This is a genomic window from Anaerotruncus colihominis, from assembly GCF_010206195.1.
Taxonomy (GTDB): domain Bacteria; phylum Bacillota; class Clostridia; order Oscillospirales; family Ruminococcaceae; genus Anaerotruncus; species Anaerotruncus colihominis_A.
The window spans coordinates 268,907-292,972 of sequence record NZ_VIQT01000010.1; the positions used below are offsets into that span (position 1 = coordinate 268,907).

22 protein-coding genes and 1 tRNA gene are annotated in these 24,066 nt (G+C 56.0%); 7 read left to right on the forward strand and 16 right to left on the reverse strand.

The genetic code is table 11. The annotated features are described in order from the left end of the window. Positions 1-62: 62 nt before the first annotated feature. From hpt to FMM72_RS17530, 5 genes are all read right to left on the reverse strand, one after another. Positions 63-611, reverse strand: coding sequence for a hypoxanthine phosphoribosyltransferase (hpt, locus tag FMM72_RS09130; protein ID WP_180322906.1), 549 nt, complete (start codon positions 609-611; stop codon positions 63-65). Further along, on the reverse strand, positions 608-2,011 hold the full coding sequence (gene tilS / locus FMM72_RS09135; protein ID WP_162221237.1) for a tRNA lysidine(34) synthetase TilS: 1,404 nt from the start codon (positions 2,009-2,011) through the stop codon (positions 608-610). The genes hpt and tilS overlap by 4 nt, the downstream gene beginning before the upstream one ends. Further along, complete coding sequence (gene dnaB / locus FMM72_RS09140; RefSeq protein ID WP_160209694.1) at positions 2,001-3,317, reverse strand: replicative DNA helicase; 1,317 nt, start codon at positions 3,315-3,317, stop codon at positions 2,001-2,003. Before dnaB ends, tilS begins: the two co-directional genes overlap by 11 nt. Positions 3,318-3,536: 219 nt before the next feature. After that, positions 3,537-3,986, reverse strand: a complete 450-nt coding sequence (rplI, locus tag FMM72_RS09145) for a 50S ribosomal protein L9 (RefSeq protein WP_160209677.1) — start codon at positions 3,984-3,986, stop codon at positions 3,537-3,539. Between the two features lie 32 nt (positions 3,987-4,018). After that, positions 4,019-5,992: a DHH family phosphoesterase gene (locus FMM72_RS17530; protein ID WP_162221238.1), complete on the reverse strand. Its 1,974-nt coding sequence runs from the start codon at positions 5,990-5,992 to the stop codon at positions 4,019-4,021. Positions 5,993-6,431: 439 nt separating this feature from the next. On the opposite strand from FMM72_RS17530, the gene FMM72_RS09155 reads away from it, so the two are divergent. The 3 genes from FMM72_RS09155 to FMM72_RS09165 all read left to right on the forward strand — a co-directional run bounded on the left by FMM72_RS09155 (position 6,432) and on the right by FMM72_RS09165 (position 7,813). Next, positions 6,432-6,860 carry a hypothetical protein gene (locus FMM72_RS09155; protein ID WP_160209679.1) on the forward strand — a complete coding sequence of 143 codons (429 nt, stop codon included), beginning with the start codon at positions 6,432-6,434 and terminating at the stop codon, positions 6,858-6,860. A 126-nt stretch (positions 6,861-6,986) separates the two neighbouring features. Continuing rightward, positions 6,987-7,469 carry a DUF6530 family protein gene (locus FMM72_RS09160; RefSeq protein ID WP_160209680.1) on the forward strand — a complete coding sequence of 161 codons (483 nt, stop codon included), beginning with the start codon at positions 6,987-6,989 and terminating at the stop codon, positions 7,467-7,469. Positions 7,470-7,471: 2 nt separating this feature from the next. Next, complete coding sequence (locus FMM72_RS09165; RefSeq protein ID WP_162221239.1) at positions 7,472-7,813, forward strand: GIY-YIG nuclease family protein; 342 nt, start codon at positions 7,472-7,474, stop codon at positions 7,811-7,813. A gap of 91 nt (positions 7,814-7,904) precedes the next feature. On the opposite strand, the gene FMM72_RS09170 is transcribed toward FMM72_RS09165, so the two are convergent. Together FMM72_RS09170 and FMM72_RS09175 are read right to left on the reverse strand one after the other, a co-directional pair. Beyond that, positions 7,905-9,980, reverse strand: a complete 2,076-nt coding sequence (locus FMM72_RS09170) for an RNase J family beta-CASP ribonuclease (RefSeq protein WP_160209695.1) — start codon at positions 9,978-9,980, stop codon at positions 7,905-7,907. 766 nt (positions 9,981-10,746) lie between these two features. Beyond that, the gene (locus FMM72_RS09175) at positions 10,747-13,065 is read right to left on the reverse strand and encodes a sugar phosphate nucleotidyltransferase (protein ID WP_162221240.1); all 2,319 of its coding nucleotides are present in this window, start codon (positions 13,063-13,065) and stop codon (positions 10,747-10,749) included. A 287-nt stretch (positions 13,066-13,352) separates the two neighbouring features. Here FMM72_RS09175 and rnhA point away from each other — a divergent pair, with 287 nt between their 5' ends. The 3 genes from rnhA (at position 13,353) to nifU (ending at position 15,545) form a co-directional block, all read left to right on the forward strand. Beyond that, on the forward strand, positions 13,353-13,790 hold the full coding sequence (rnhA, locus tag FMM72_RS09180; protein WP_024729976.1) for a ribonuclease HI: 438 nt from the start codon (positions 13,353-13,355) through the stop codon (positions 13,788-13,790). Between the two features lie 103 nt (positions 13,791-13,893). Beyond that, positions 13,894-15,087, forward strand: coding sequence for a cysteine desulfurase NifS (nifS, locus tag FMM72_RS09185; protein ID WP_162221241.1), 1,194 nt, complete (start codon positions 13,894-13,896; stop codon positions 15,085-15,087). A 29-nt stretch (positions 15,088-15,116) separates the two neighbouring features. Further along, positions 15,117-15,545, forward strand: coding sequence for a Fe-S cluster assembly scaffold protein NifU (nifU, locus tag FMM72_RS09190; RefSeq protein ID WP_160209684.1), 429 nt, complete (start codon positions 15,117-15,119; stop codon positions 15,543-15,545). 127 nt (positions 15,546-15,672) lie between these two features. Here nifU and FMM72_RS09195 read toward each other — a convergent pair whose 3' ends face one another. From FMM72_RS09195 to FMM72_RS09205, 3 genes are all read right to left on the reverse strand, one after another. Continuing rightward, on the reverse strand, positions 15,673-16,608 hold the full coding sequence (locus tag FMM72_RS09195) for a magnesium transporter CorA family protein (protein WP_160209685.1): 936 nt from the start codon (positions 16,606-16,608) through the stop codon (positions 15,673-15,675). Between the two features lie 452 nt (positions 16,609-17,060). Further along, positions 17,061-17,531 (reverse strand): DUF4358 domain-containing protein, encoded by a 471-nt coding sequence (locus tag FMM72_RS09200; protein ID WP_162221242.1) that lies wholly within the window; start codon positions 17,529-17,531, stop codon positions 17,061-17,063. Positions 17,532-17,559: 28 nt separating this feature from the next. Continuing rightward, entirely contained in the window at positions 17,560-18,450 is an 891-nt protein-coding gene (locus FMM72_RS09205; RefSeq protein WP_160209687.1) for a GDSL-type esterase/lipase family protein, read from the reverse strand. Between the two features lie 484 nt (positions 18,451-18,934). Here FMM72_RS09205 and FMM72_RS09210 point away from each other — a divergent pair. Then, a tRNA-Leu gene (locus FMM72_RS09210) sits at positions 18,935-19,017 on the forward strand. Between the two features lie 226 nt (positions 19,018-19,243). Here FMM72_RS09210 and FMM72_RS09215 read toward each other — a convergent pair. The 6 genes from FMM72_RS09215 to FMM72_RS09235 form a co-directional block, all read right to left on the reverse strand. Then, complete coding sequence (locus tag FMM72_RS09215; RefSeq protein ID WP_160210422.1) at positions 19,244-19,825, reverse strand: sugar O-acetyltransferase; 582 nt, start codon at positions 19,823-19,825, stop codon at positions 19,244-19,246. Between the two features lie 71 nt (positions 19,826-19,896). After that, positions 19,897-20,166, reverse strand: coding sequence for an ATP synthase subunit I (locus tag FMM72_RS09220; protein WP_290881221.1), 270 nt, complete (start codon positions 20,164-20,166; stop codon positions 19,897-19,899). Then, the gene (locus FMM72_RS09225) at positions 20,163-20,555 is read right to left on the reverse strand and encodes an RrF2 family transcriptional regulator (protein ID WP_160210420.1); all 393 of its coding nucleotides are present in this window, start codon (positions 20,553-20,555) and stop codon (positions 20,163-20,165) included. Before FMM72_RS09225 ends, FMM72_RS09220 begins: the two co-directional genes overlap by 4 nt. 346 nt (positions 20,556-20,901) lie before the next feature. Further along, positions 20,902-22,809 (reverse strand): molybdopterin biosynthesis protein, encoded by a 1,908-nt coding sequence (locus tag FMM72_RS09230; RefSeq protein WP_162221243.1) that lies wholly within the window; start codon positions 22,807-22,809, stop codon positions 20,902-20,904. Further along, entirely contained in the window at positions 22,802-22,909 is a 108-nt protein-coding gene (locus tag FMM72_RS17605; RefSeq protein WP_243157762.1) for a hypothetical protein, read from the reverse strand. Before FMM72_RS17605 ends, FMM72_RS09230 begins: the two co-directional genes overlap by 8 nt. A gap of 8 nt (positions 22,910-22,917) precedes the next feature. Further along, positions 22,918-24,036: a molybdopterin molybdotransferase MoeA gene (locus tag FMM72_RS09235; RefSeq protein ID WP_243157763.1), complete on the reverse strand. Its 1,119-nt coding sequence runs from the start codon at positions 24,034-24,036 to the stop codon at positions 22,918-22,920. Between the last annotated feature and the right edge of the window lie 30 nt (positions 24,037-24,066).

The following is a 24,066-nucleotide window of genomic DNA, read 5'->3' on the forward strand; positions in this document are numbered from 1 at the left end:
CCCCCCAATACGGCCGGACTACCACGGCCGTGCGGGGCGCAGAGCAGCGCCATATATCCTATTTATTTTTCGTAAATCTCCGGTTTGAGCACGCCCACATAGGGCAGGTTGCGATAACGCTCCGCAAAATCGAGGCCATAGCCGACGACGAATTCATCCGGCACCTCAAAGCAGGTGTAATCAGCCGAGATATCGGCCACACGGCGGGCTGGCTTGTCAAGCAGGGTGGCGATCTTGATATCGGAAGCGTCGCGCTGCATCAGCAGGTCGCGCAAGTAGCTGAGCGTCAGGCCGCTGTCAAGGATGTCCTCAACAATCAGGACGTTGTAGTCAAGCGGGTTGATGTCAATATCCTTGATTATCTTAACCACTCCTGACGATTTTACGCCGGAACGATAGCTCGACACAGCCATGAATTCGACTTCGCACGGTACCGTGATCGCACGGATCAAATCCGCCATAAACACAAACGAACCTTTGAGCACGCCGAGTACGAGCAGCTTTTTCCCCTCATAGTCGCGCGATATCTGCGCGCCAAGCGACTGCACCTTTTCCCGTATACTCTTTTCATCGATTAAAACTTTTAAAATATCCTGCTCTATGTTTTTCATGCTGTTTCCTCCTCCGGCGCCATACAATTGTCCGCGCCATCACGCGCGAAAGTGATCAACATTATATGCGTGGTCACTTTATCCACTCGGACGCGTTCGTCGACACCGACGCCCTCTGCAAAGAACACCCCGTTCTCGTCAGCCAGCACACACAGACGTTCCCGGTCGGCCGCGCCCATCTCGGAATATAATTTTTTCAGCAGCTTTGTACAGCCGCGTCCAACGGGCTGTATCCGGTCCCCTGCCTGTCGGGACCGCAAAAAGATACCATTATTTATTTTATCATAATCGGCGGCGTTTTTTAAGAGCCTTCCACCATTATTATCAAAAATTTCATAATCTGCACAGTTTACCACAGAAAATTCAATCGCTTTTCCATCGCCCAGTGAAATCCGCGCCCCATCGATCGCTTCGCGCCGCAGCAGGTGCGGCTCTATCGGCTCCAGAGGCGTCTTTTTTCGGCGCTCAAGATACAACAGGCCGCCGTCCGCGACGACATACAGACTCGGCCCGACCTGCATGACGCGCCGCCGCCCGCCCTCAAGCATCGCTTCAATGTATGCGATGCGCTGCGCCGAACGCTCTGCGCCGCCTTCCTCCAAAAGCACCGCGATGACGCGCGTGCGCACCGCCGGATGCAGCGCGCGCAGCGTCTCAAGGTCGTATCCTTTGCCGCGCGCCGCCAGCGCGCGTGCATCACGCGCCGCGCCGGACAGATAGTCCTCATCGCGGCGCAGCGCCGCGGTCATACGTCCGACGGCTTCCAGCGCGCCGGGATTCACACGAAAGAGCTGCGGCAGGACATTGTGGCGTATGTGGTTGCGCGTGCAGCTGTCCGTCAGATTGGTGCTGTCCGTCACATAGCACAGGCCATGCGCCGCGCAGTACGCCTCTGTTTCGGCGCGTGTGCAGCCGATCAGCGGCCGCACAATGCCGCCGCGCACCGGCGGGATGCCGCAAAGCCCCGCTATTCCTGTGCCGCGCGCAAGGTTCAAAACGACTGTCTCGGCCGCATCCGACAGCGTGTGCGCCGTTGCGATTTTGCAGCCGTGCGCGCGCGCGACCTCCTCAAAAAACGCATACCGCGCTTCGCGCGCGGCCGTCTCAAGCGAAAGGCCTCGCGTATGCGCCAGCGCGCGCACATCCACGCGCCGCACATCGAGCGCTACGCCATACTGGGCGCACATCGTGCGCACGAACTGTTCGTCGCGGTCGCTTTCCTCGCCGCGCAGGCAGTGGTTGAGATGGCAGGCGCGCACCGTCAGCCCAAGGTTGAGCTGCGCGCATAAAAAATCGAGCAGGGCGACCGAGTCAGCCCCGCCGGATACGGCCGCAGCCACTATGTCACCCTGCTCCAGCATGGAGAATTCTTCAATTGTCGCGCGCGCTTTATGGTTCATCGCGTCCCAGCTCCAAATTCGTAAATCTTGTATAACGGTTGTCCCATCCGAGCTTTACAACGCCCACCTCGCCGTGACGGTTCTTGGCAATATCACAGTTTGCAACATTGCGTTCCTCGGCGTCCTCACGCGCGTAATAATCCTCGCGGAACAAAAGCAGCACGATATCAGCGTCCTGTTCAATCGAACCGGATTCACGCAGGTCGGACAGCATCGGTTTATGGTCGGAGCGGGATTCCGGGCCGCGCGAGAGCTGCGACAGCGTGATGACCGGAACATTCAGCTCTTTTGCCATGATCTTCAGGTTTCGTGTAATCTCGCTGACCTCCTGCACGCGGTTCTCCGAACGCCGTCCGGACGACATAAGCTGGAGATAATCGATAATCACAAGGTCGACCTTGCGCAGCCGGCGCAGCTTTGCTTTCATCTCGCCGATGGTGATGCCCGGCGTGTCGTCAAGGTAGATATCAGCCTTGGAGAGCGTCTGCGAAGCCATCGCAATGCGCACCCAATCGTCGCCGGTCAATTCGCCCGTGCGCAGCAGCTGCCCCTCAACGGACGCCTGCGACGACAAAAGCCGCTGGGCCAACTGCTCGCTGCTCATTTCAAGCGAAAAAATCGCTACGGTTTTATCCGTTTTTGTCGCGACATTCTCCGCGATGTTGAGCGCAAACGATGTCTTACCCATACCGGGACGCGCCGCGATCAAAATCAGATCCGTGCGGTTAAGCCCAGTAATCACGCGGTCAAGCATGGAAAAGCCGGTCGGGATGCCGCGGTATTTGTCCCGGTCCTCGCCGGACAAACGCTGGAGCACCTCATACGTCTCGGTAATGGCTGTGCGGATATGTTTAAAAGAGCTTGTATTGCGCCCCTGCCGGATATCGAAAATGCTTTGTTCCGCCGAATCGAGCAGCACGTCGGATTCGGCCTGTGAATCCGACGCCATTTCAATAATGCCGCGTGAAGCCTCAATCAGACGGCGCACATAATATTTCTCGCGCACGATTTTGCAGTACGCTTCGACATTCGCCGCCGAAGGCACCACCTGCGCGAGATTGGTCAGATAAATTTTCGCGTCCTCGTCGGTGTCAAATATGCCCTCGCTTTTGACCGCATCGAGGATTGTAATAAAGTCCATCGTTTTGTTCAGATTGAACATCGTGGACATCACTTCAAAAATCTGCCGGTGCTGCGGGCGGTAAAACGTATCCGCGCGCAGACTCTCCATCACGAGCGCAAAGCAAACCGGATCAATCAGAACCGCGCCGAGCACGCTTTGCTCGGCCTCCAGGCTGTAGGGCATCTGCCGGCCATACTCGCCCAATTCCAAATCAGCCAACAAAACACCCTCCAAGGAACACGCGGCCCGTGCACGAGCCGCGCATCGCCATCAATTTCCATCCTTTGTAAGTTTTCTGCGCATAAGCGCCGCGTGCGGACAAACCGCGCCCCTTTAACCCGGAAAACGCATTCGCGCCGGCAATCCCACGCTGCGCGTCATCGCCGGTTCGCGCGCAATTTGTCAATCGTTTTCGCCGACAACGACATAAACGTCCGCTGTGACGCCCGGATGCAGCTTGACCTGAACGGTGTAGCTCCCAAACGCCTTGATGTCGCTGTCAAGCACGATCTTACGCTTGTCGATTGCAGCGCCGAACGCGCGCTCAATCGCCTCGGAAATTTCCTTCGATGTGACCGATCCGAAAAGCTTTCCGTTTGCGCCGGCCTTGGCGGTCAGCTTGACGGTCTGACCCTTGATCTTCGCGGCAAGCTCCTCCGCCGCCTGCTGCTCCACAGCGGCTTTATGTGCGGCGGCGGCCTGCTTGGCCTTCATTTCTCCCAACGCCTGTGCGTTCGCCTCAACCGCAAGCCCCTTCGGCAGCAGGAAATTGCGCGCATATCCGTCCGAAACCTTGACCAGCTCCCCCTTTTTACCGCTGCCCTTGACGTCCTGTTTTAAAATAACCTGCATGTTTGATTCCTCCAATCGATCAAATACGCTGTTTATTTGCGGCTGTTTTCCTCAAAATAGGAGTCAATCGCCGCAATCAGCAGTTCATATGCCTTATCTCCATCGATGCCGGCAAGCTGCGCGCCCGCCATTGTATGATGGCCGCCGCCGCCAAGCTTCTCCATGATGATCTGAACGTTGACCTGGCCCATGCTGCGCGCCGAAAACGACATCCCGCCGTTTAGACCGAACACAAGAAACGACGCCTGCACGCCGCTGATATTCAAAAGCTCATCCGCGGCCTGCGCGGCCGTCACCTGGATATCAGGCGCGTCGTGGTCGGGCGACACGGCGATCGCACAGCCGCGGTATACCTTTGCATGGGCGACCAGCATCGCCTTGCGCTGATACGCCTCCATTGTTGAGGAGAACATCTTGCGCACCTCAACGGTATCCGCACCGATCCGCCGCAGATAGGCCGCCGCCTCAAAGGTGCGCACGCCCGTCTTGATAACAAAATTCTTGGTGTCGAGCATAATGCCGGCAAGCAGCGCCTCCGCCTCCAGGCGGCCAAGACGCAATTTATCGCCAAAATACTGTACAAGCTCCGTGACCATCTCCGACGCGCTCGATGCATACGGCTCATGATAAAAAATCACGGCATTGTCGATATGCCCGACCATCTTGCGGTGGTGGTCGATCACAACGACGCTGCGGCACGCGTCAAAAATCTGGGTGGATTCCAAAATATTGCGCACATGCGTGTCGCAGATGACCAGCAGCGTTTTCCGCGTAACAAGCAGCTCGGCAGCCTCCGGCTCGAGCAGCATCCCCTCAAAGCCGTTTTCCAGAAGCTTGTCATATTCCTGCCGCACGAGACACTTATCCCGCCGGATGACGATATACGCCTCCCTGCCCATCAGACGCGCCGCGCGCATCACGCCGACACATGCCCCGAAGCAGTCAAGATCCGCCGCCCTGTGCCCCATTACGAGCACGTTGTCGCTTCCGGAAATCAATTCCGCCAGCGCCGTTGCGACGATACGCGTTTTGACCTTGGTGCGCTTCTCTGTCCCGCTGGAAACGCCGCCGAAAAATTCATAGCCCGACGCGCCGCGAACAGCCGCCTGGTCGCCGCCGCGGCCGAGCGCCATATCGAGCGCCTGGCGCGCGTACCGCTCGCTCTCCTCCAGGTCGGCCGCGTCGCGTCCGACGCCGATGGAGAGCGTCGCGACCATCTTGTTTTCCGTCTCAATGGCGCGCACCTGCTCCAATATCGGGAAACGCGATGAAATGATTCCACGCAGATTGCGTTCCTCAATGATGACGGTAAACCGGTCGCGTTCCGTCTTTAAAAGCAGGCCGCCGCTTTCCGTCACAGCCTTACTGATCGTGTACTCGATCTGTCCCATCACGCGCGTGCGCTCATTGTCCTTCATGTTCTGCTGAAGCTCCTCATAGTTATCAACCAGCAGCAGCATCATTGAGGGGCGCGTCTCAAAATATTCGCGCGCGTAGCGCTTCAGCTCAGTATTTTCAAAGAAGTAAACAATATACAGCGGGTCGCTCTCAGCAGACGCGTGCGTTACATAGGCGGTGAAATGGCGGCCCTTGTAATCAACCTCATAGCCGCCCTCCGGGCAGCGGCGCGTTACGTCCGCACCGGTCAGAATCGTATAAATGCTGCGGCCGTATGTCTCCTCATGCTCCAGCACGGAGGATTGTGCAAGCTCGTTGCACCAAATGATCTCCCCCTGCTCGCCGCAGACGAACACCGGGATTGGAAAGGTTTGCATGGTTTCGCGCTGCACCGTGGTCAACGCCTGCCCCATTTTGGTCAGAAGAGAGTTGATATCCTTTTTGATGCGGCGCATCAGATAGGTGAGCAGCGCACCGCACGCGGCCGTCACACCCAGGCAGACATAAAACAGCCGCAGGTTGAAAAACAGCGTCGCCAGCGTGATCGCCAGGCAGCATCCAACCGCAATATATGCCAGAGAACGAAACGGATTTGTACTTTTCTTCACTTCGTAACCTCGCCTGTCAACAATGTCGTCGGGCCGGGCTTGCCTGCTCCGTCCGCGCTTCGTTCGGATAACCATACAGTTTTTATTATAACACAACGCTTTCTTTGTTGCAATCCAAATCTGTACAGCCTGCCTCTTTTGCCCCTGGGCGGGAAAAGGATTTTTGTGGTATACTGTATGCAGCGTTTCCCCTGATGCGCAGTGCATACAGTTGGACGATGGGCGCCGTGTGAATCAGCGCTTGCATCAAATTCATGTCAGGAGGGCGCATATGAGAAAACGGCTCGTTTATGAGCAATATTCCGGCGATGAGGCTTACAGAATCGAGGTCTGATCCACCCCTCCCGCGGCGGTTGACAAGCAGCTTTGCATGGTCTATCATAGGGCTTACAAACTGGCGCGCCCCACAGCATGGGGGCGCCTGATCAAAGGAGCGTTTATGAAGCGGAACACCTGGCTCAAGCCTGTCGCCCTGCTCGTTATCATCTTCGCGCTGTTTCAATCAGGAAAGGCGCAACGTCAAGACTTTTATATCCGCATCTATCAGATGCAGGGCGGCGCGCGCGGCGCTCTTGTGAAATCAGTGGAAGGCCCTCTGCGCAAAGCGGACGATTATGCGCCGCAGATAAACGAGCTGGCAGGCATCCTCGCCCCTTCTGAAGCGTACGGTGGTGTTTTGGATCCGTCCGGCGCGCTGTATGAAATCACGATCGGCCCCGTTGACAAGGATAAAAATGAACTGATCTATTTCGTGTATTTTCAGGACGGGCGTATCCTTTTGCGCATTGAAAATTCCGCTTCCGATACGCCGCTTTATCAGGTTGCGGCGCGTCCGCCCGAAGCGCTTCTGACCTATATCGACAGTTGATGCATTCCGGTTCCGCCATGGCGGAACCGGTTTTTTTGTTCAGCCGGCTTGACAGTTCCAACTGACTGTGTTATATTGATTTTACTAATTTAGTAATTTACTAATTTTAAAAAAGAGGGTACGCAGATGAATATTCCGACCACACTCAAGCATAAGCCCGTCGTCGCCGCACAGGGATACGACCGTATCGACGGCCGGGCCGCTTATGAAAGCGACGCAAAGGGGCTTTCGCTCGGTCTTGCCCAATGGAATGACCGCGGCCGTGTTGATATCTCCGCCAAGGTCTGGCGGTATACAGGCGAAAAATGGTCGCGCCAGTCCGAGGAGCTGCCGCTGCACCGCGTGATCGACCTTGCGATCTTGATCTGCCGCGCGCAGCAGTATTTTCGGGACGAAAGCTACCGCCATGAGCAATTTTTCGATCCTGATCAGCCACAGATTGGGCGCATCGGCTTGCAGGGCGACGCGATGACCGTGGGCATCTGCACCGATAACCCGATGATCAGGGAGGATATCCGCCTGTTCGCCGATGCGCTTGGGCGCGACGGCGAGCTGTTGGGCGAACGCTTCTCTGTTCTCGCGCGCCTTTTGAAGGAAATGGGGTACTAAAGATGGACCAACGTAAAAAAGATCTGATCGCCGCCTACAAAAGCCGTCCTCTGACCGCAGGCGTAACGATCATCCGCAATTCGATCAACGGCCGGTATCTCCTCGAGACACCGACCAATCCGCGCGGTACGCAAAACCGGTTCGCCTTTTCACAAAAAACGGACAACTGCGTCTATGCCAAATTGCAGACCGACTGGAAGGCGTTCGGAAAGGATGCCTTTACCTTCGAAATCCTGGAGGAAATCGAACAAAAGCCGGAGCAGACGCCCGCGGAATTCAAATCAGACCTTGAAACGCTGGGCGCGCTATGGGCCGCAAAATTTGATCCCGCGCTGTCCTATTGAAAAGCGCAGGGAGGCCGGGGACCAATGGTCCCCGGCCTCCCTCTTTGCCGCGCTGCGCGCGGCAATATTCGACAGGCGCAGGCGCGCCCTGTCAGACCTCCTGGATCACAGGCAGGATCATCGGGCTGCGCTTGGTGCGCCCGTAAAAATAGGACGACAGCGCGTCGCGCACCTGCGTTTTGATGTTGCCCCAGTCGCGCATACGCCCGCCCACGCAGTCCTGAACCGTCTGCTTTGCAATGGAGCGCGCCTCTGAGAGCATATCCTCCGCCTCGCGCACGTAGACGAACCCACGCGAAATAATATCCGGTCCCGCTACAATTTCGCCGCTGGTGCCGTCGATCGTCGTTACAACGACGATCAGGCCGTCCTCACCAAGATGCTTGCGGTCGCGCAGCACAATGCTGCCGACATCGCCGACGCCAAGCCCGTCGACCAACACGCGGCCTGACGGCACAATCTCGCCTGTTTTGACGGAAACGCCGTCAAGCTCAAACACATGGCCGTTTTCACCGATGAAAATATTCTCCGGCGCAATGCCCATCGCAAGACCAAGCGACGCATGGCGTTTGAGCTGCTTGTATTCGCCATGCACCGGGAAAAAGAATTTCGGCTTTGTCAGCGCCAGCATAATCTTCAGTTCCTCCTGGCAGGCGTGGCCCGAAACGTGCACCTCGTACATCCTCTCGTAAATCACGTCTGCGCCCAGGCGCATCAGCTCATTGACGACGCGTCCGACCGTCTTTTCATTTCCAGGGATCGGCGTCGCGCTGATGATGATGAAATCGTCGGGCGTAACCGTCACCTTGCGGTGATCGTTCGACGCCATACGCGAAAGCGCGCTCATCGGTTCTCCCTGGCTGCCCGTCGTAATCAGCACGACGTCCTCGGGGCGGTAGCGATTGATATCGTCGATATCGATCATAACGCCGTTGGGCGGCTTGAGATATCCAAGCTCTGTAGAAACGGCGACCGCGTTGATCATGCTGCGTCCGGAAACGGCAACCTTGCGCCCGTGCTTCGCGGCCGCTTCGCAGATGAGCTGCATCCGGTGGATATTTGAGGAGAACGTCGCGATGATGATGCGCTTGTGTCCGGCCTGCTTAAAGAGCTTGTCGAAGCTGTCCGCGACCGTGACCTCGGTCGGGGTAAAGCCGGGCCGCTCCGCGTTTGTAGAATCGGATAAAAGCGCCAGCACGCCTTGTCCGCCAAGCTCGCCGAAGCGGGCCAGGTCGATGATATCGCCGATAATCGGCGTGTAGTCAATCTTAAAGTCGCCTGTCTGGATGATGACGCCGGCCGGCGTGTGGATGCCCAGCGCGACCGCGTCGGGGATGGAGTGGTTGACGCGGATAAATTCAACCTCCATGCAGCCGAGCTTGATCGTTTCGCGGGGCGCGATCTGCACCAGCTTGACCTTGCCATAAAGGCCATGCTCCCGCAGCTTATTCTCGATCAGTCCAAGCGTAAGGCGCGTCGCGTAGACCGGAACGTTGATCTGTTTTAAAAAGTACGGCAACGCGCCGATATGATCCTCATGGCCGTGCGTGATCACGATGCCGCGCAGCTTGTCGCGGTTCTTCTGCACATAGGTGAAGTCCGGCAGTACGAGATCGACGCCGAGCATATTCTCATCTGGGAAGGTCATGCCGCAGTCGATAATAAACATATCGTTCATGCATTCATAAACGGTGATGTTCTTGCCGACCTCCAACAGGCCGCCGAGCGGAATGATACGCACCGGCGTCTTACGCTGCTCCTTGGCACGGCTTTTCTTGGTCCGTCCGGCCGGGCGCGCCGCCTTCTCCTGGCGGGCCTTTCCAGCCTCGGAAAGCTCGATCGTCGCGCCGATCGGGGCGGACGCCTTTTGGGACGGCTTGCGCCCACGCTTTGGCTGGCGCTGCTCGCCATTTTCCTTCTTGGCCGGCTCCTTGCGGGCCGGCTCTTTCTTTGCCGCATCCCGCTTCTGCGGTTCCTTCTTGGCCGGCTTCTCTGTGCGGGATGCATTCTTTTTGGCCGCCGGCTTAGCGGGCGTCTCCCCCGCCTGTTCCGGCGTTACCTTCTGAAGCAGCCTGGCAGCCGTTTCCTTTACCGGCTGGCGGGTCTTTTTCTTTCGCGGCGCGGCGCGCTCCACTACGGAACGCTTTTCAAGCGCCTCCACACCCATACTGAGCTGCTCCTCTGTCAGCTTTCCGCCGACCTTCTTATCATCTGTCACAAAATATACCTCCGTATTGCTGCAATCACAATCTAAGAACCTGTATTCACAGTCGCCAAGCGCCGTCCAAGCGGGCCTTTTGCCCACGCTCCACGTCAAATTTTTTTGCCGGGCGACAGCCCGCCTGCAAAAATTCGCCTTGATCGCACACGAAACCTCGCCCGCCCGGCATCCCCCGGCTGTGCATACAGGTTCTAATTTTGAAAATCCGGACAGTTGGAGCGCAGAGGAGGCTGTCAAAAATCCGAAAACACCACTTTCTGTATCTTCTCAGTTCCCAAACAAGCCATGAGAGCAAAAAGGCTTCTTCTATTACCCATAACAAACAGGCCCAAGGCAAAAGCCGCGTCATCCCGCTGGGGGTTCTGACGCCTTTCGCACTGAGGGCACCATTGCTTATGAGGAAAAACAATCCTTTTTGATCTTTTGAGCAGCTCTCAGGCGCTGCAAAACACAAACCCATCCTCCCCCGCTGATTCCGATCATACGGCCGCTCCGGGTTTCCACAATACGCCGGGAGCCGCAAAAGCGCGGGCTGAAAGGATAGGCGTGTATATGAACCTTTTTCAATTAAGCAACGCGGCCGCCGCGGTAACGCGCGGCGGCTCCGCCTCTGCTTATTAAAAAGGCCGCAAAGCCTGCCAACATATGTGCTGGTTTACCGCCGGACCTTTTTCCATTTTTATCAACCGGACACAAAATATCATGATATAGTCTACTCTTTTTTCCCGTCCTTGTCAAGCATGTCTGTCAGCTCACGTGCAATGTCGGCGCTCAACTCCCGCGCCGTCTCCCAGTTGGCAGCCTCGGCAAAGACACGGATTTCCCGCCCGTTTTTTCGCGGCCGCAGCAAAACCACGCCGCGGTCGCCACGCACGACGACCCCCTCCCCGGCGCGTTCCTGTGAGAACTGCTCCAGCAGGCGCGCTGGCGGCCGGTCGAGCTTGACCGCGCTCTCCTCGACGGCAAAACCGGGAAGCTGGCGGTCAAGCTCCTCCAGGCCGAAGCCATGCCGTTTCATATATCCGAGCAATTGGATCGCCAGCATCAGTCCGTCGCGCGCGCTCTGCTGCTGCGCCGCCAGGCGGCGGCCCTCGGCGTCTGAACCATCAGCCGGACACAAAAGGTAGCGGTAGACACGATGGCCGCGCTGCTTTGCAAACACATCAAGCGCGCGTGGAAAGTCGTTCTCAACCGCCACATCGCGATCCTGCTCAAACTGTGACATACAGTAAGCCGCTACGGCCCTGCGCCATCCGATGCGCACATTCCCGTCGAAAAGCGAAAGGCGGCAGCCGTCGGGAGAAAGCATCAGCCGGATACCGGACGGCGCCCGCTCGCAGCCAAGCTTTTCCAGCGCGTCCGACAACAGGCGGCCAACCGATTCATCGGGACAGGACACATGCGCGCGCATCCCTTCAAGCCCTTCCGGCGCCAGCCTCAGCAGCTCGGTCATATACATGACGCCGATACCCGACATATCCACGCGGTCCCCAAATCCGTCGCGCGGCGCGCGCGCAAATTCGCCGCGGGCGAGCATTAGCTCGATCTCGCGCTCGACACGGCGCGGCGCAGGCAGCCCCGTGTCACACAGCACACGGATCGCGCCCGGTTCCCCGGCGCTGATATAAACACCGAGTGTCAGCGCGTTGTATCCCATCGCAAAACCGAACATTGCCTCAAACACGCATCCAAAATCGAGAACGGACGCACCGGTCGAACGCACGCCTGTGATCAGCGCGTCGCACAGGGCGCGCGCACTGCGCGAGCGGGCCGCTGCGACGCCGACGGGACGGCCCTTGGCCACCGTGCCGACCGCGCAGCCGACACGCGCGGCCAATTCCGGCGTCAGCTCGACGCCGATTTCACCGCAAAGCCCTTCATCGTCAAACGTGCACGCCGCGCCGCCGCGCTCTGTGATATGCCCCGAAACGGCCGTGCCGTCCTGTATGCGCACACCGCCCGCAATGCGCACGCCTTCACGAACGATCGTTCCTGCGCCAACTACAGCATCCTCCCCGACAGCCGCCCCATCAAACAGGGCCGCCCGGCTTTTCAGCGCCGCGCCTGTACAGACAATGGCGTTGACTGCGGCCGCCCGTTCCGACAGCAGGCTGTGCGGCAGCAGAATGCTGCCCTTAGCCGCCGCGCCCGCCGCAACGGTACAGCCGTCGTCAAGCACCGTCCCCGCACCGATCACAGCGTTATCCCCAATGTTGACCCCTTCGCCGATATAGACAGGCGCTTCTATTTCATAGCGGCCGGACGGGCGGCGCGCCGCAAACACGCTGCCTGACTCATCGCGTTGGCCGCGAAGCGTTACGTTTACGCGCCCTGCCAGCAAATCGGCCTGAGCGCGGCGGTATGCCTCCAGATCCCCGATATCGCACCAATATCCGGACAGTGTGCAGCTATCGACCGCCATGCCCTTCTTGAGCATACGCGGAAAGAGATCGGCTGCAAAATCATAAATTTGCCCCTCCGGAATCATTTCCACGGCGCGTGGGGACAGAATATAAATGCCGGTATTTGCAAGCTCGCTTGTCGCCTGCGCAAAAGACGGCTTCTCAATAAACCCCGTCACGCGTCCACCGCTGTCCGCAATCACAAGGCCGTATTCACGCGGATCGCCGACGCGCGCCGTAACAATGGTAGCGTCCGCGCACCGTGCCGCGTGCTGCTCCATCGCTTCACGCAGCGCGAAATCGCACAGCGCGTCGCCGCTGATTACAAGCAGATCCTCCCGGATTTGGCCAGCCGCATTTTTGACGCTTCCCGCCGTGCCGAGCGGCTGCGCTTCCTCACAAAACGAGAGCTCGACGCCCGCGAATCTGTTGTCCGGAAAATGCGAAACGATCTGATCCGGCAGATATTGCAGCGTCAGGACACTTTCAGTCACGCCGTTTTTCGCGAGCAGCTCCAGAATATATTCTACAACGGGCCTCCCGCACAGGCGCGTCATCGGCTTGGGGCAGCGTTCGGTGAGCGGACGCAGGCGCGTGCCCCGGCCGCCCGCCATGATGACTGCTTTCATGATGATCCTCCAACTGTAAATAAGAGCTGCCGCCGCATTTGAAGCAAACGCCGCCATTTCGAAATGGCGGCTCCATGGACAGCCCCATTTGACTTTTCATTTAGTATGGACGAAATTTTCATACTTTAATACCAGCACGTACTTTGCGGTTAAATTTCATGTGTTTCCGTTTTTTGGCGGCCGGGGGCTTGTATCACGGAGCAAAATCGTATACAATAAGGAAAGGATTTTGCCGCGTACTGCGCGGTGGGTCCGCCGATACGATCGACGGCTTGGAGGCGGAAAACATCAAACAAGTTGAAATATTTACCGACGGCGCCTGCTCCGGCAATCCCGGCGCTGGCGGATGGGGCGCCGTGCTGCGCTTTGGAGAACATGAAAAGGAACTTTCCGGCGGCCAGGCGCAGACAACAAACAACCGCATGGAGCTGACCGCGGTCATCGAGGCGCTTTCGGCGCTCAAGGAGCCGTGCAGCGTCACGCTGACAACCGACTCCAAATACGTTTCGGACGCCGTATCAAAGGGCTGGGTCTACGGCTGGCAGAAGAAAAACTGGATGCGCGCCCCCGGAGAACCTGCCAAAAACGCCGACCTTTGGAAACTGCTGCTGCCTCTGCTCGGCCGCCACAAGGTCACATTCCACTGGGTCAAGGGACATGCTGGCCATCCGGAAAATGAACGCTGTGATGCTCTGGCTGTCGCGGCGATCGCCCGCTTTCGGTGAAAACCGTAAAATTTTGCGCTTCCTCTTGAAAACAACACCAAAAAGGTATACAATTGATTTGTAAAGCAATATAATAACTCCATAACAGGATGGTGATATTGATATGAAACAGTTTGTTTATGCGGATAACGCTGCGACAACTCAGATTTCAAAGGAGGTCCTCGATGCGATGATGCCCTGGCTGACCGAAGGCTACGGCAATCCCTCGAGTATCTATGAACTTGGCCGCACCGCCGGCTTTGCCATTGAGGACGCACGCAAACAGGTCGCCGCCGCGCTCGGCGCGCAGCCTGCGGAGATCTACTTTACCGGCTGTGGCTCCGAAAGCGACAACTGGGCGATCAAAGGCGCGGCGCACAAGCTCGCCGCCAAGGGAAAGAAACATCTGATCACAACCGTGTTTGAGCATCACGCGGTGCTCCACACATGCGCGGCGCTCGAAAAAGAGGGCTTCGAGGTCACATATCTTCCGGTCGACCGCAACGGCCTGATCTCCGTGCAGCAGGTCGCCGACGCCATCCGCCCCGATACGGCGCTTGTATCGATCATGTACGCCAACAATGAAATCGGCACCATCATGCCGATTTCTGAGATCGGCGCGTTCTGCCGCGAACACGGCGTGTGGTTCCACACCGACGCCGTGCAGGCGGTCGGCAATGTCGAGATCAATGTCGCCGCGCAGAACATCGATATGCTCTCCCTTTCCGGACACAAAATCCATGCGCCCAAAGGCGTAGGCGCGCTCTATATCAAAAAGGGAATTGTGCTGCCCAACCTCATTGACGGCGGTGAACAGGAGCGCGGACGCCGCGCCGGTACGGAAAACGTGGCGTCAATCATTGGACTTGGCCGCGCTATGGAAATCGCCTGCGCCGATATCCCCGCCAAGGCGGCCAAGGTCACGCCGCTGCGCAATAAAATCATCGACGAGCTGCTCACACTGCCGATGTCGCGCCTGAACGGCGACCGGGAGCGCCGTCTGGCGGGCAACGCGAACCTGTCGTTTGTCGGTGCGGAGGGTGAAGCGCTGCTGCTCGGACTTGATATGGCCGGCGTCTGCGCGTCGTCGGGGTCGGCATGCACGACCGGCTCGCTCGATCCAAGCCACGTCCTTTTGGCGCTTGGTCTTTCCCATGAGGTTGCGCACGGATCTTTGCGCATCACCATCAGCGATTGGACCACGCCGGAGGAGGTCGATCACATCATCGATTCGGTCAAAGCCGTCGTTGCCCGCACACGCGATATCTCCCCGCTCTGGGAGGATATCCAGAAAGGGCGTAAAACGATCGCACTGTAAATTTGTATATACAGAAAGGACTGTTGAATATGCTGTATTCTGATAAAGTTTTGGAGCATTTCGCCAATCCGCACAATGTTGGGGAAATTGAAAATGCCGACGGCATCGGCGAGGTCGGCAACGCGAAATGCGGCGATATCATGAAAATGTATTTGAGAATCAAGGACGGCGTGATTGAGGACGCAAAGTTTAAAACGTTCGGCTGCGGCGCGGCCATCGCTACAAGTTCCATGGCGACCGACATGATCAAGGGTTCCACCATCGAGGACGCGCTCAAGCTTTCAAACAAAGCGGTGGTCGAGGCGCTCGATGGGCTTCCTGCCTCCAAGATCCACTGCTCTGTGCTCGCCGAGCAGGCGGTTAAGGCAGCGCTGTCCGACTATTATCGCAAAAACGGCGTCGACCCGACCCCCATCGTCGGCGAGGTTGGCGAATGCGACGCCTGTCACGGGCTGTAAGCAAACCAAAAGCGGACATGCCGGGATTGCCCGGTATGTCCGCTTTTAATAGGAAACAGAGCACAAAAAGTGCGGACCTTTAAAGGTCCGCACTTTTTGTGCCTGCCCGCTTGGACAGCCGAAATGATCAATGAAACATATCCTTTTTCACAAGAATAAAAGCCCCGATTCCTGCAATCACGATTGATATTGCAATTGGGACCCACCAGACAGGAAAAGGCAGCCCCGTGACGTTCATCCCATAGAAGCTGAAAACCATATTGGGGATCGCCATGACAATTGTGATCGCGGTCAGAATCTTCATAACAATGTTCAGATTGTTGGAAATCACCGAAGCGAACGCATCCATGGTCCCGGAAAGGATACCAGAATAGATATTACACATCTCGATGGCCTGCTTGACTTCGATCAGCACGTCCTCAAGTAGATCCTCGTCCTCCTCATAGAGCTTAATGATCCGCCCACGCAGGATTTTTTCGAGCGTCACCTCGTCGGACTTGAGCGATGTAGAAAAATAGACGAGCGATTTTTCCAGTCCAAGCAGCTGTATCAGCTCCTTATTGCGCATAGACAGGTGCAGCCGCTGCTCGGTACTTGATGAAATCTTATCGATCTGCTTGAGGTAAACAAGAAACCTCTGTGCGATCCTCAGCAGCGTTAAAAGCAAAAAACGCGTTTTCAGCGCTGTTTGAAGCCCCTTGACCCGCCCTTCAGCCATATCGCTGATCGTCAAGTTTTCCTCGATGCAAACGGTGATAACATAATCAGGCGTGCTGATAATGCCCATCGGCAGCGTGGTATAAAGCAGCGTCTTATTTTCGTCAGCCTGCTCCTCAGCCGACGGATAGTCCACAATAACAAGCGTCTGCCCTTCCTCGTTCTCAATACGGGAGCTTTCCTCCTCGTCGAGCGCGGCGCGCACAAAATCCGGTTCAACCGCCAGGTCATTCGTCAGAAAAGCGACCTCCGCCTCTGTCGGACTGATCGCAGAAATCCAGCATCCCGGCTCCGGCGCATCCAAACGCAGAATACGATTGTCAACCGTCTTATAAAAATTGAGCATGCAAAAAAAGCCCCTTTCTGTCAGGGGCCGCTTTACACCATACGGCGTGCCCCCGGAGTAATGAATAATCGCATAATAAATGAATAACCTGTACTTCCAGGGTCGGGATTCACGCCGTCACCTCCCAAAAACTCAATTGCATATTAGCACACTGGCCGACGCCACTGCGCCGGATTCGCGAAGCGGCATGGTATAATTGGCCATTCGGGCGGCAGCGGGCCGCGCCCGCATATCGCCCTGGCCATAAAACGTATAATAACCGCTCTGCGGTTATTATACCACAAAAAATCACGATTGCAATCGTATGGCGCAGCGAATCGACAAAAAATTTACATAATCTGTACAAACGGCCTTATTCTGTCTGATTCGACGCCATGCGGGCTGATTTTACCCAGTTTCCAAAAAGAGGGGCGGCGCATCCGCGCCGCCCCCTCCAATTCGTTCAGGACTCTTTAAAACTGTGCTTCAAAGGTTTTTTCCGCACCCGATGTATCATCCGCCACAATCAGAATCGCATAGCTGCCATGTGTATAAACAGCGGCATTGTTGATTTTGGGCATCTCGTCAGGCATATAACTCTCATAAGAACGCTTTTGATCCTCGATACGTGCGGCAATGGCATCCTGCGCAAGCTGGATATCAGCCGCGTCCTTCATGCGAATGACCGTTACCTCCTCGGCCGTCGCACGTGAACTGCTCGTATACATGGAAATATCCGCGACCTTTTGAGCATCGATGTCATAGAAATTATAGAATACATCCTGATCAACTGTCATCATCGTGTCCTTGAATGTCAAACCCTGCGCGACTGCCTGCACAACATCGGCCGCCGCCGGCTCCTTACCGCCCGACTTGCCGCCGCAGGCCGCCATGGAGAAGGCGCAGACCGCCGCCAACACAACTGCAATCCATTTTTTCATCATCTGATACATCCCTCTTTGTCAATATTATTTAGGCTTGCTCCACTGTATGTGTTTTTAAATATTCAAACCACTTTGTATAATAATCCGGCCCAAAATGCATTCCGTCAGCCGGCGAAGCTTCATCGGGCAGCATTCCATTTTCATCCTTCATGCATTCGGCTACATTCACAAAGTAGACCTCTTTTTCCTTGCAAAGCGTGAGCAACGCCTCATTGAAGGCATCGATATGTGTGTTGTCCAGGTTATAGTTGTTATTTTTGGTTACCGGCAAAATCGATTGAATATAAATGAGTGCCTGCGGCTGCTTCATTTTCAGATCGTCGATTACCTCGCTGTAATGCGAAATAAATGTACCCACATCTTCACGTGCTTCGTTGCCTCCGAGCATGACATAGACCTTTGCAAACTGCTTTGTATCAAGCGCATCCATGATCGGGATACGCGACTCATCCTCCTGCTTGACTGTTTGTGCAGAATAAACGGTCAGAAGATTGATGCCTGTCCCAGCATATACGGTCGTGTTGGACATCACGCCATAGAGCATGATCCCTTCTGTGATTGAATCGCCTACAAATACAGCGTCGTCAAAATATTCACCCATTACACGTTCCGATTCCGGTACCGCGCCGTCAAATATGGGTAATTTCTGCTCCTCCGGTTCGGATTCCTCCGGCAAGGACGACGATTTTGCAGCAGAAGAATACATCTGCTCTGCTTCGGACTCTGCCTGTTGTGTCCCGCTGACGACCGACGACAGCGTTTGATACCGGCTCAAATCCGCATCCTTGTCAGATACTTTCTGCCATACAATTGCAATCACCAGCGAAACGACCACAGCGAAAGCGAGCAGGATCACCACTGTCAAAAAATGATGGGGATTGTCCCCACGGTTGATTTTTACCGGCTTTTCTTTATACATCCCGTCATGCTCCTATTGGTCGTAAATTCATTACCTGTAATTCTGCATTTTATCAGATTCCGCAGTGTTTGTAAAGCAAACAATGTTTGAATTTTGTGAGCATCGCTGCCCGCCTTTAGATATACAAACAGTTATAAACACTTTCCACCAAGTTTTCCACAATACCATTCGCCCATTTTATGCGGCTTTCCACAGTTTCACCCAAGAATTCCACCGGTCATTCCACAGTTTCTTCACTGTATATTCGCCGCTTTCATGGAAAATATGCATTCATATGCATTCATTTGTTCTGCAATCGTTGCGATTTACAGCAATTATACTTGAAGTCATCACGCCCTTACACAGATTTTCCATATTTTTTTCTTTTTTTCTTGACATGTTCCTCTCGTTATGGTAAGATAATCTTCGTCGAGGTTGCCGAGTGCAAAATCTGGACAAGGGTTTCTTTCCCCATCCTTTTATGGATAAATGGAAAAATGAATATGCGGTGGTGCTGGAATAGGCAGACAGGCACGTTTGAGGGGCGTGTGCGCGAGCGTGTGGGTTCAAGTCCCATCCACCGCACCAATTTTGTTGAAAAAAGCCGGTTATTATAGCCGGTTTTTTTCATACCTCTATATCCGTGCACGGTTCAGATATTTTGTTGTAGACACCTTTCACATCTGTGCATGGCCGGACCAGGGCTTGTTTGAAAAAAGAATCCGCCGGTACCGGCGGATTCTTTTTGCTTGCACGAACCGGAGATGGTTCGGGATGGCGTTCATTGAAACATATCTTTACATGCGGCGATTGCTTATAACATAATCCCTATGCGATCGGCTTCTGTGATTGGGCGCAGTACATGGCAGGGGTTTCCCACTGCGATTACACCCGCAGGGATATCGCGCGTTACGACGCTGCCCGAACCAATTACAGCTCCATCGCCGATTGTCACGCCCGGATTGATCACTGTATTTCCACCAATCCAAACGTCGTTGCCAATTGTGATGGGGCGCGCCATTTCAAGTCCGGACGCACGTTCCCGCGCATCAAGCGGATGCGTCGCTGTATAAATAGAAACATTCGGGCCGAGCATCACATTGTCGCCAATGGTCACATGCGCGCAATCGAGCACAGTCAGATTATAGTTGGCATAAAAATTCTCTCCGACAAAAAGGTGACAGCCATAATCGAACCACACCGGCGGCTCCATATATGCATACTGCTTATATCCGCCAAGCAGCTCCATACGCACGCGGTCGCGCGCTTCCTCCGCGTCCGGCGGCAATTCATTATACTGTCTGCAAAGCCTGCGCGCACGCATACGCGCCTCCGCCAGCTCTTTATCGCCAGCATTGTAAAGCGCGCCGGACAACATCTTTTCCCATTCCGTCATCTTGTATACATCCTTTCACCAATGCGGTGTTCCAAATCCGCCTCAAGAGCGGAAAGTCCAGGTCAGCTTCTTCATTTCTGCCGCAGCGCCATAACGGCGACAGCGACCTTTTGTACAATCAATGAGATCACGACTCCCAACGCGTCCACACCTGGGATCAACAGCGCAACAGCCAGTACGGCGAAGGTCAACAGATAGCGTGCTGTGAGCGTCACCGCCATCAAATGCTGCGCCTGCTCGGGAACTGAACACGCCTTTTTAATCGCACGCCGCAGCAGCCATACATCGATCAGCGCCCACGCTATTCCCATCAGCAGACCAGCCAGCAGAGCGGCGCTCATGGTTCAAAATTGACCGCATACAGGCGCTCACGCACAAGCTGCGCAATCTCTGTATACGTCTTATTAAAGCGGCAGGCGCATTTTTCCACACGCGAGCACTGAAAGGTATCATCGCCGACACAACGGCTGATTACGATCGGACCTTCGACAATCTCGATCACCTCGCCAAGAGCAATCTCTCCAGCTGGGCGCGCCAGCTCATAGCCGCCCTGCGTGCCCTTATAGGAGCGTACAATCCCCTCCGCGACAAGCTTGCGCAAAATTTTCAAAGCGAACCGTAACGTCACCCCTGTTGCCGCGGAAAGGCTTTTTGCGTCCATGCGCACCTGATGCTGCGCCAGGCAGTCCACAATGCGCACGGCATAATCCGCCTCAAGCGTAATATACATGTTTTCGCCCCTTCAATCCGCCGCAGCCACCCGCCGCAGCAAAAAGTATACCTTATAAGTATAATACAGATCAATTATTTTGTCAAGCCATCCGTCTGACATCCCACAGAAACTCGCTATTTTATCTCTTCCCTGACCGAGCTTTCCCGTTTCGCCCATGCTGTACGCCGTCGCTGGTCAATTGAAAACCAGCTGCATTGATGTTTGGATGTTATTTTCGATGAAGATGGTTCAAGGGTTCGTCCGGCTTTTTGTTGTAAAAGAAAAAAGCTGTGAAGCAATTGCTTCACAGCTTTTTTGCGCTGTATTTCAAGGCGCTTTAGGCACATTCAAATTCCCAGTTTTCTCAGAGAATGATGATCTCGCCCAACCGGCCGCTGGAATATCCGCCCAGCTCCTCAAGTTTTTGCGACAGCTCAGGCGACGTGAGCGTCTCCAAAAAGGCTTTGATCTGGGGAAGCTCCAGGAATTTTTTCGGGAGAGCGAAATCATATTCTTCCTCTCCGATTGGAATAAAATCCAGCCCCATCGCGCGCGCCGCTGAGAAAACCCCCATTCCCGCGTCCGCTCCTCCGTCGGCCACAGCTGCTGCTACGGCCATATGTGTGGCGGCCTCCCGGGTATAACCCTCAATCTCCATGGGAGAGATATTTTCTTTTTTCAGCAGATAGTCCAGCAAAATGCGCGTGCCAGCCCCTCGTTGCCGGTTTACATACCGGAAGCGGGTCAAGTCCTGGATCGATTGAATTTTCTTCGGGTTGCCCTTTGCCACCATCAGCCCCTGTATACGGCCAACCCCTTTTATGAGCGCCATCGGCTCTTTTGCAGAGATCCTCCGCAAATAGGGAACATTATACTCTCCATTCGACTCCTCCAGCAAATGAATGGGGGCCATGTGGGCTTCTTCCCGGGAAAGGCTCATCAGGCCAGCCATGCTGCCCACATGGCTGCTGGATAGGTAATATCCCGGATGCCGGACGGGCATCAGATCCGCGATGACATCCAGAATCAAATCATGGCTGCCAATGGATACCAACGTCCCCTCAATCTGCGCCCGGGAGCGAAACAGCTCGACCGGCACAGTTTCTCCAGCCTGCGCGCCTTCACTGTCCTGTTCAATGACACAGAAGCCGTCCGCCCGCACCAGACTCATCGCAGCCCCGGCGCCCCGGGCCAGCGGGGCTGCCACCAGGCGTCCGTCCACCTCACCGACTTTAACCCGAACATACTCCCGATATTTCAGGGAAGAGACCAACTGCCTGGTCAATACGGCGGATACCCGCTCTCCGCCGCTGGTTTGTCTGCCGGAAAGACATTCCAAAACCGGCGCCGCAAAATTCTTAAACGCCAGATACGCGGATACCGGATACCCCGGCAGTCCAATGACTGGCTTTCCCTGGATCACCGCCAGGATGACCGGTTTGCCCGGCTTCATGGCCACGCCATGTACCACAACGTCTCCCAGTTCCCGCAGCACATGCGCGGTGTAATCCTCTGTACCGGCGCTGGAACCAGCATTGATCAGTACCATGTCATAGTCCTCCACCGCCTGGGAAACCCGTTCTTTTAAAAGGGCATAGTCGTCCGGAATGGGGGCAAACCGCTCTCCGATGCCGCCGCCCTCCTGTACCAGCCCCTCGAACATTCTGGTATTTGACTCCAGAATATCCCCCTCCTTGGGAACTTGGTCCGGCTCAATGAGCTCTGTGCCGGTGGGTAAGATCGCTACCCTGGGCGCTGCGTAGACCTCCACGGAGGTAATCCCGCCGGAGAGCAGTACGCCTATATCTACCGGACGAATTTGGTGGCGGCTTCCCAGCAGCATCTCGCCCGCTACGATATCCTCTCCCACCGGCCGGACATGCTGCCAGGGAGACGCCGCCGCCCGGATAACAACTGTCTGGCTGTCCGCCTCTTGAACATCCTCCGCCATAATAACCGCATCCAACGGCGGGCGGACAGGATCGCCGGTGTCCACAACGATGAATTCCTCCCCCAGCTTCAGACGCAGGGGGGCGTTCTCATCTGCTCCGGTGGTGTCTGCGGCCCGCACAGCGATGCTGTCCATGGCCGCGGAGTTGCAGAGGGGAGAACAGTATTTCGCGTATACCGCCGCCCGGGTGACGCGGCCCAGAGACTGGACAACAGCAATCTCCTCAAAGGAGGGCCGGCACGTGTCCCGCAGCGCCGCCATGTAGCGTTCCCGCGCCTCTTTTACTGGGAGGCTGTTGAGATACAAATTTCGTTTAGCCATAAAAATCCCCTCCTGAAAATGGATGTACAAGCACTTGCGTTCCCCCGGCCAGCCCCTCCCGATTCCTTTCAATCATCAGATATCCGTCGGCCCGGGTCAAGGTGGTAATCAGCCCGGACTTTCCGTATACCGGCCTTCGTCCGCCTGCCGCAGCTTTACCATTTGACAGGTGGTCTTTCCTGGGGAAGCAGGCACATTAGCCGTCAACATTGCCGGAAAGCACGGAGGCTCCAGCTGGCCTGTTTTCCGGCGTATCAGCCAGCAAAATAACAAATCGAACACCATCATGGCCGAAACCGGATGCCCCGGCAGCCCAGCCAGCAGAGTATTGCTTGCGCTGTCCAGGCCCAAAATAGTGGGTTTCCCCGGCTTTAGCGCCAGCCCATGGGTAAAAACGCCCGGGGCGCCCACCCGGTCTAAAACGGCGTGGGGCTTGTCCTGTTCCCCCTGTGAGCTTCCTCCGGATACCGCGATCAGGTCGCTGTCCAAAAGGGACTGCCGGACCGTCTGCTCCAATAAGGGTTCCACGTCCGGCAGAGTAACAGCCCTTACAACCGCGAACCCGTTTCGCCGGGCCAACGCCGCCAGGGCATAGCGGTTCACATCCCGTACCTGTCCCGGCTTTGGGGAATCCGCAGGGGCGACCAGTTCGTCTCCCGTTGAAATCAGCGTTACCCGGAAAGGCTTGTATACCGGGACGCTACAGATTCCGGCGGCCGCCAGCGCGCCGATCTCCTGGGGGCGAAGACAGGTGCCCCGGCATGCTACGGCATCCCCGGGGCGGATATCCTCATCTGGCCGTACCACGCCCTGGCCGGGCGCGGCGGGGGCGTATACCGCCACCTCTTGCCCCAGGCGCTCACTGTATTCGACCATGACCACAGCGTCCGCTCCTTCCGGGAGCATACCGCCAGTGGGCACATAAGCGCACTGGCCCGCGGACAGGGAAACCTCTGAGGGCTGTCCCATTTGAATATCGCCCGCCATTTTTAAAAAAGCGGGAATGCTCTCTCCTGCTCCGGAGGTGTCCGCCGCCTTTACCGCGTAGCCATCCACTGTGAACCTGTAAAATCCGGGAAGCTCCTCCCGGGCAAGGATGGTTTGCGCCAGAATCCGCCCACAGGCGTTCTCCAATCCAATTTCCTCAACTGGCGCTTCCCAGCTCAAGGCGCAATCCAACAACTTTTGCCGCGCTTTCTCCAGGTCATCAACCCTTAGCAGTTTCATTGCTCCCACAACCTTTCTTCATTGCCCAAA

Excerpts from the sequence above, each read along its gene's own strand:
- hpt (WP_180322906.1), bottom strand. The coding sequence starts at position 611 with ATGAAAAACATAGAGCAGGATATTTTAAAAGTTTTAATCGATGAAAAG.
- tilS (WP_162221237.1), bottom strand. The coding sequence starts at position 2,011 with ATGAACCATAAAGCGCGCGCGACAATTGAAGAATTCTCCATGCTGGAG.
- dnaB (WP_160209694.1), bottom strand. The coding sequence starts at position 3,317 with ATGCCCTACAGCCTGGAGGCCGAGCAAAGCGTGCTCGGCGCGGTTCTG.
- rplI (WP_160209677.1), bottom strand. The coding sequence starts at position 3,986 with ATGCAGGTTATTTTAAAACAGGACGTCAAGGGCAGCGGTAAAAAGGGG.
- FMM72_RS09155 (WP_160209679.1), top strand. The coding sequence starts at position 6,432 with ATGAAGCGGAACACCTGGCTCAAGCCTGTCGCCCTGCTCGTTATCATC.
- FMM72_RS09160 (WP_160209680.1), top strand. The coding sequence starts at position 6,987 with ATGAATATTCCGACCACACTCAAGCATAAGCCCGTCGTCGCCGCACAG.
- FMM72_RS09165 (WP_162221239.1), top strand. The coding sequence starts at position 7,472 with ATGGACCAACGTAAAAAAGATCTGATCGCCGCCTACAAAAGCCGTCCT.
- FMM72_RS09170 (WP_160209695.1), bottom strand. The coding sequence starts at position 9,980 with ATGGGTGTGGAGGCGCTTGAAAAGCGTTCCGTAGTGGAGCGCGCCGCG.
- FMM72_RS09175 (WP_162221240.1), bottom strand. The coding sequence starts at position 13,065 with ATGAAAGCAGTCATCATGGCGGGCGGCCGGGGCACGCGCCTGCGTCCG.
- nifS (WP_162221241.1), top strand. The coding sequence starts at position 13,894 with ATGAAACAGTTTGTTTATGCGGATAACGCTGCGACAACTCAGATTTCA.
- nifU (WP_160209684.1), top strand. The coding sequence starts at position 15,117 with ATGCTGTATTCTGATAAAGTTTTGGAGCATTTCGCCAATCCGCACAAT.
- FMM72_RS09195 (WP_160209685.1), bottom strand. The coding sequence starts at position 16,608 with ATGCTCAATTTTTATAAGACGGTTGACAATCGTATTCTGCGTTTGGAT.
- FMM72_RS09200 (WP_162221242.1), bottom strand. The coding sequence starts at position 17,531 with ATGATGAAAAAATGGATTGCAGTTGTGTTGGCGGCGGTCTGCGCCTTC.
- FMM72_RS09205 (WP_160209687.1), bottom strand. The coding sequence starts at position 18,450 with ATGTATAAAGAAAAGCCGGTAAAAATCAACCGTGGGGACAATCCCCAT.
- FMM72_RS09215 (WP_160210422.1), bottom strand. The coding sequence starts at position 19,825 with ATGACGGAATGGGAAAAGATGTTGTCCGGCGCGCTTTACAATGCTGGC.
- FMM72_RS09220 (WP_290881221.1), bottom strand. The coding sequence starts at position 20,166 with ATGAGCGCCGCTCTGCTGGCTGGTCTGCTGATGGGAATAGCGTGGGCG.
- FMM72_RS09225 (WP_160210420.1), bottom strand. The coding sequence starts at position 20,555 with ATGTATATTACGCTTGAGGCGGATTATGCCGTGCGCATTGTGGACTGC.
- FMM72_RS09230 (WP_162221243.1), bottom strand. The coding sequence starts at position 22,809 with ATGGCTAAACGAAATTTGTATCTCAACAGCCTCCCAGTAAAAGAGGCG.
- FMM72_RS09235 (WP_243157763.1), bottom strand. The coding sequence starts at position 24,036 with ATGAAACTGCTAAGGGTTGATGACCTGGAGAAAGCGCGGCAAAAGTTG.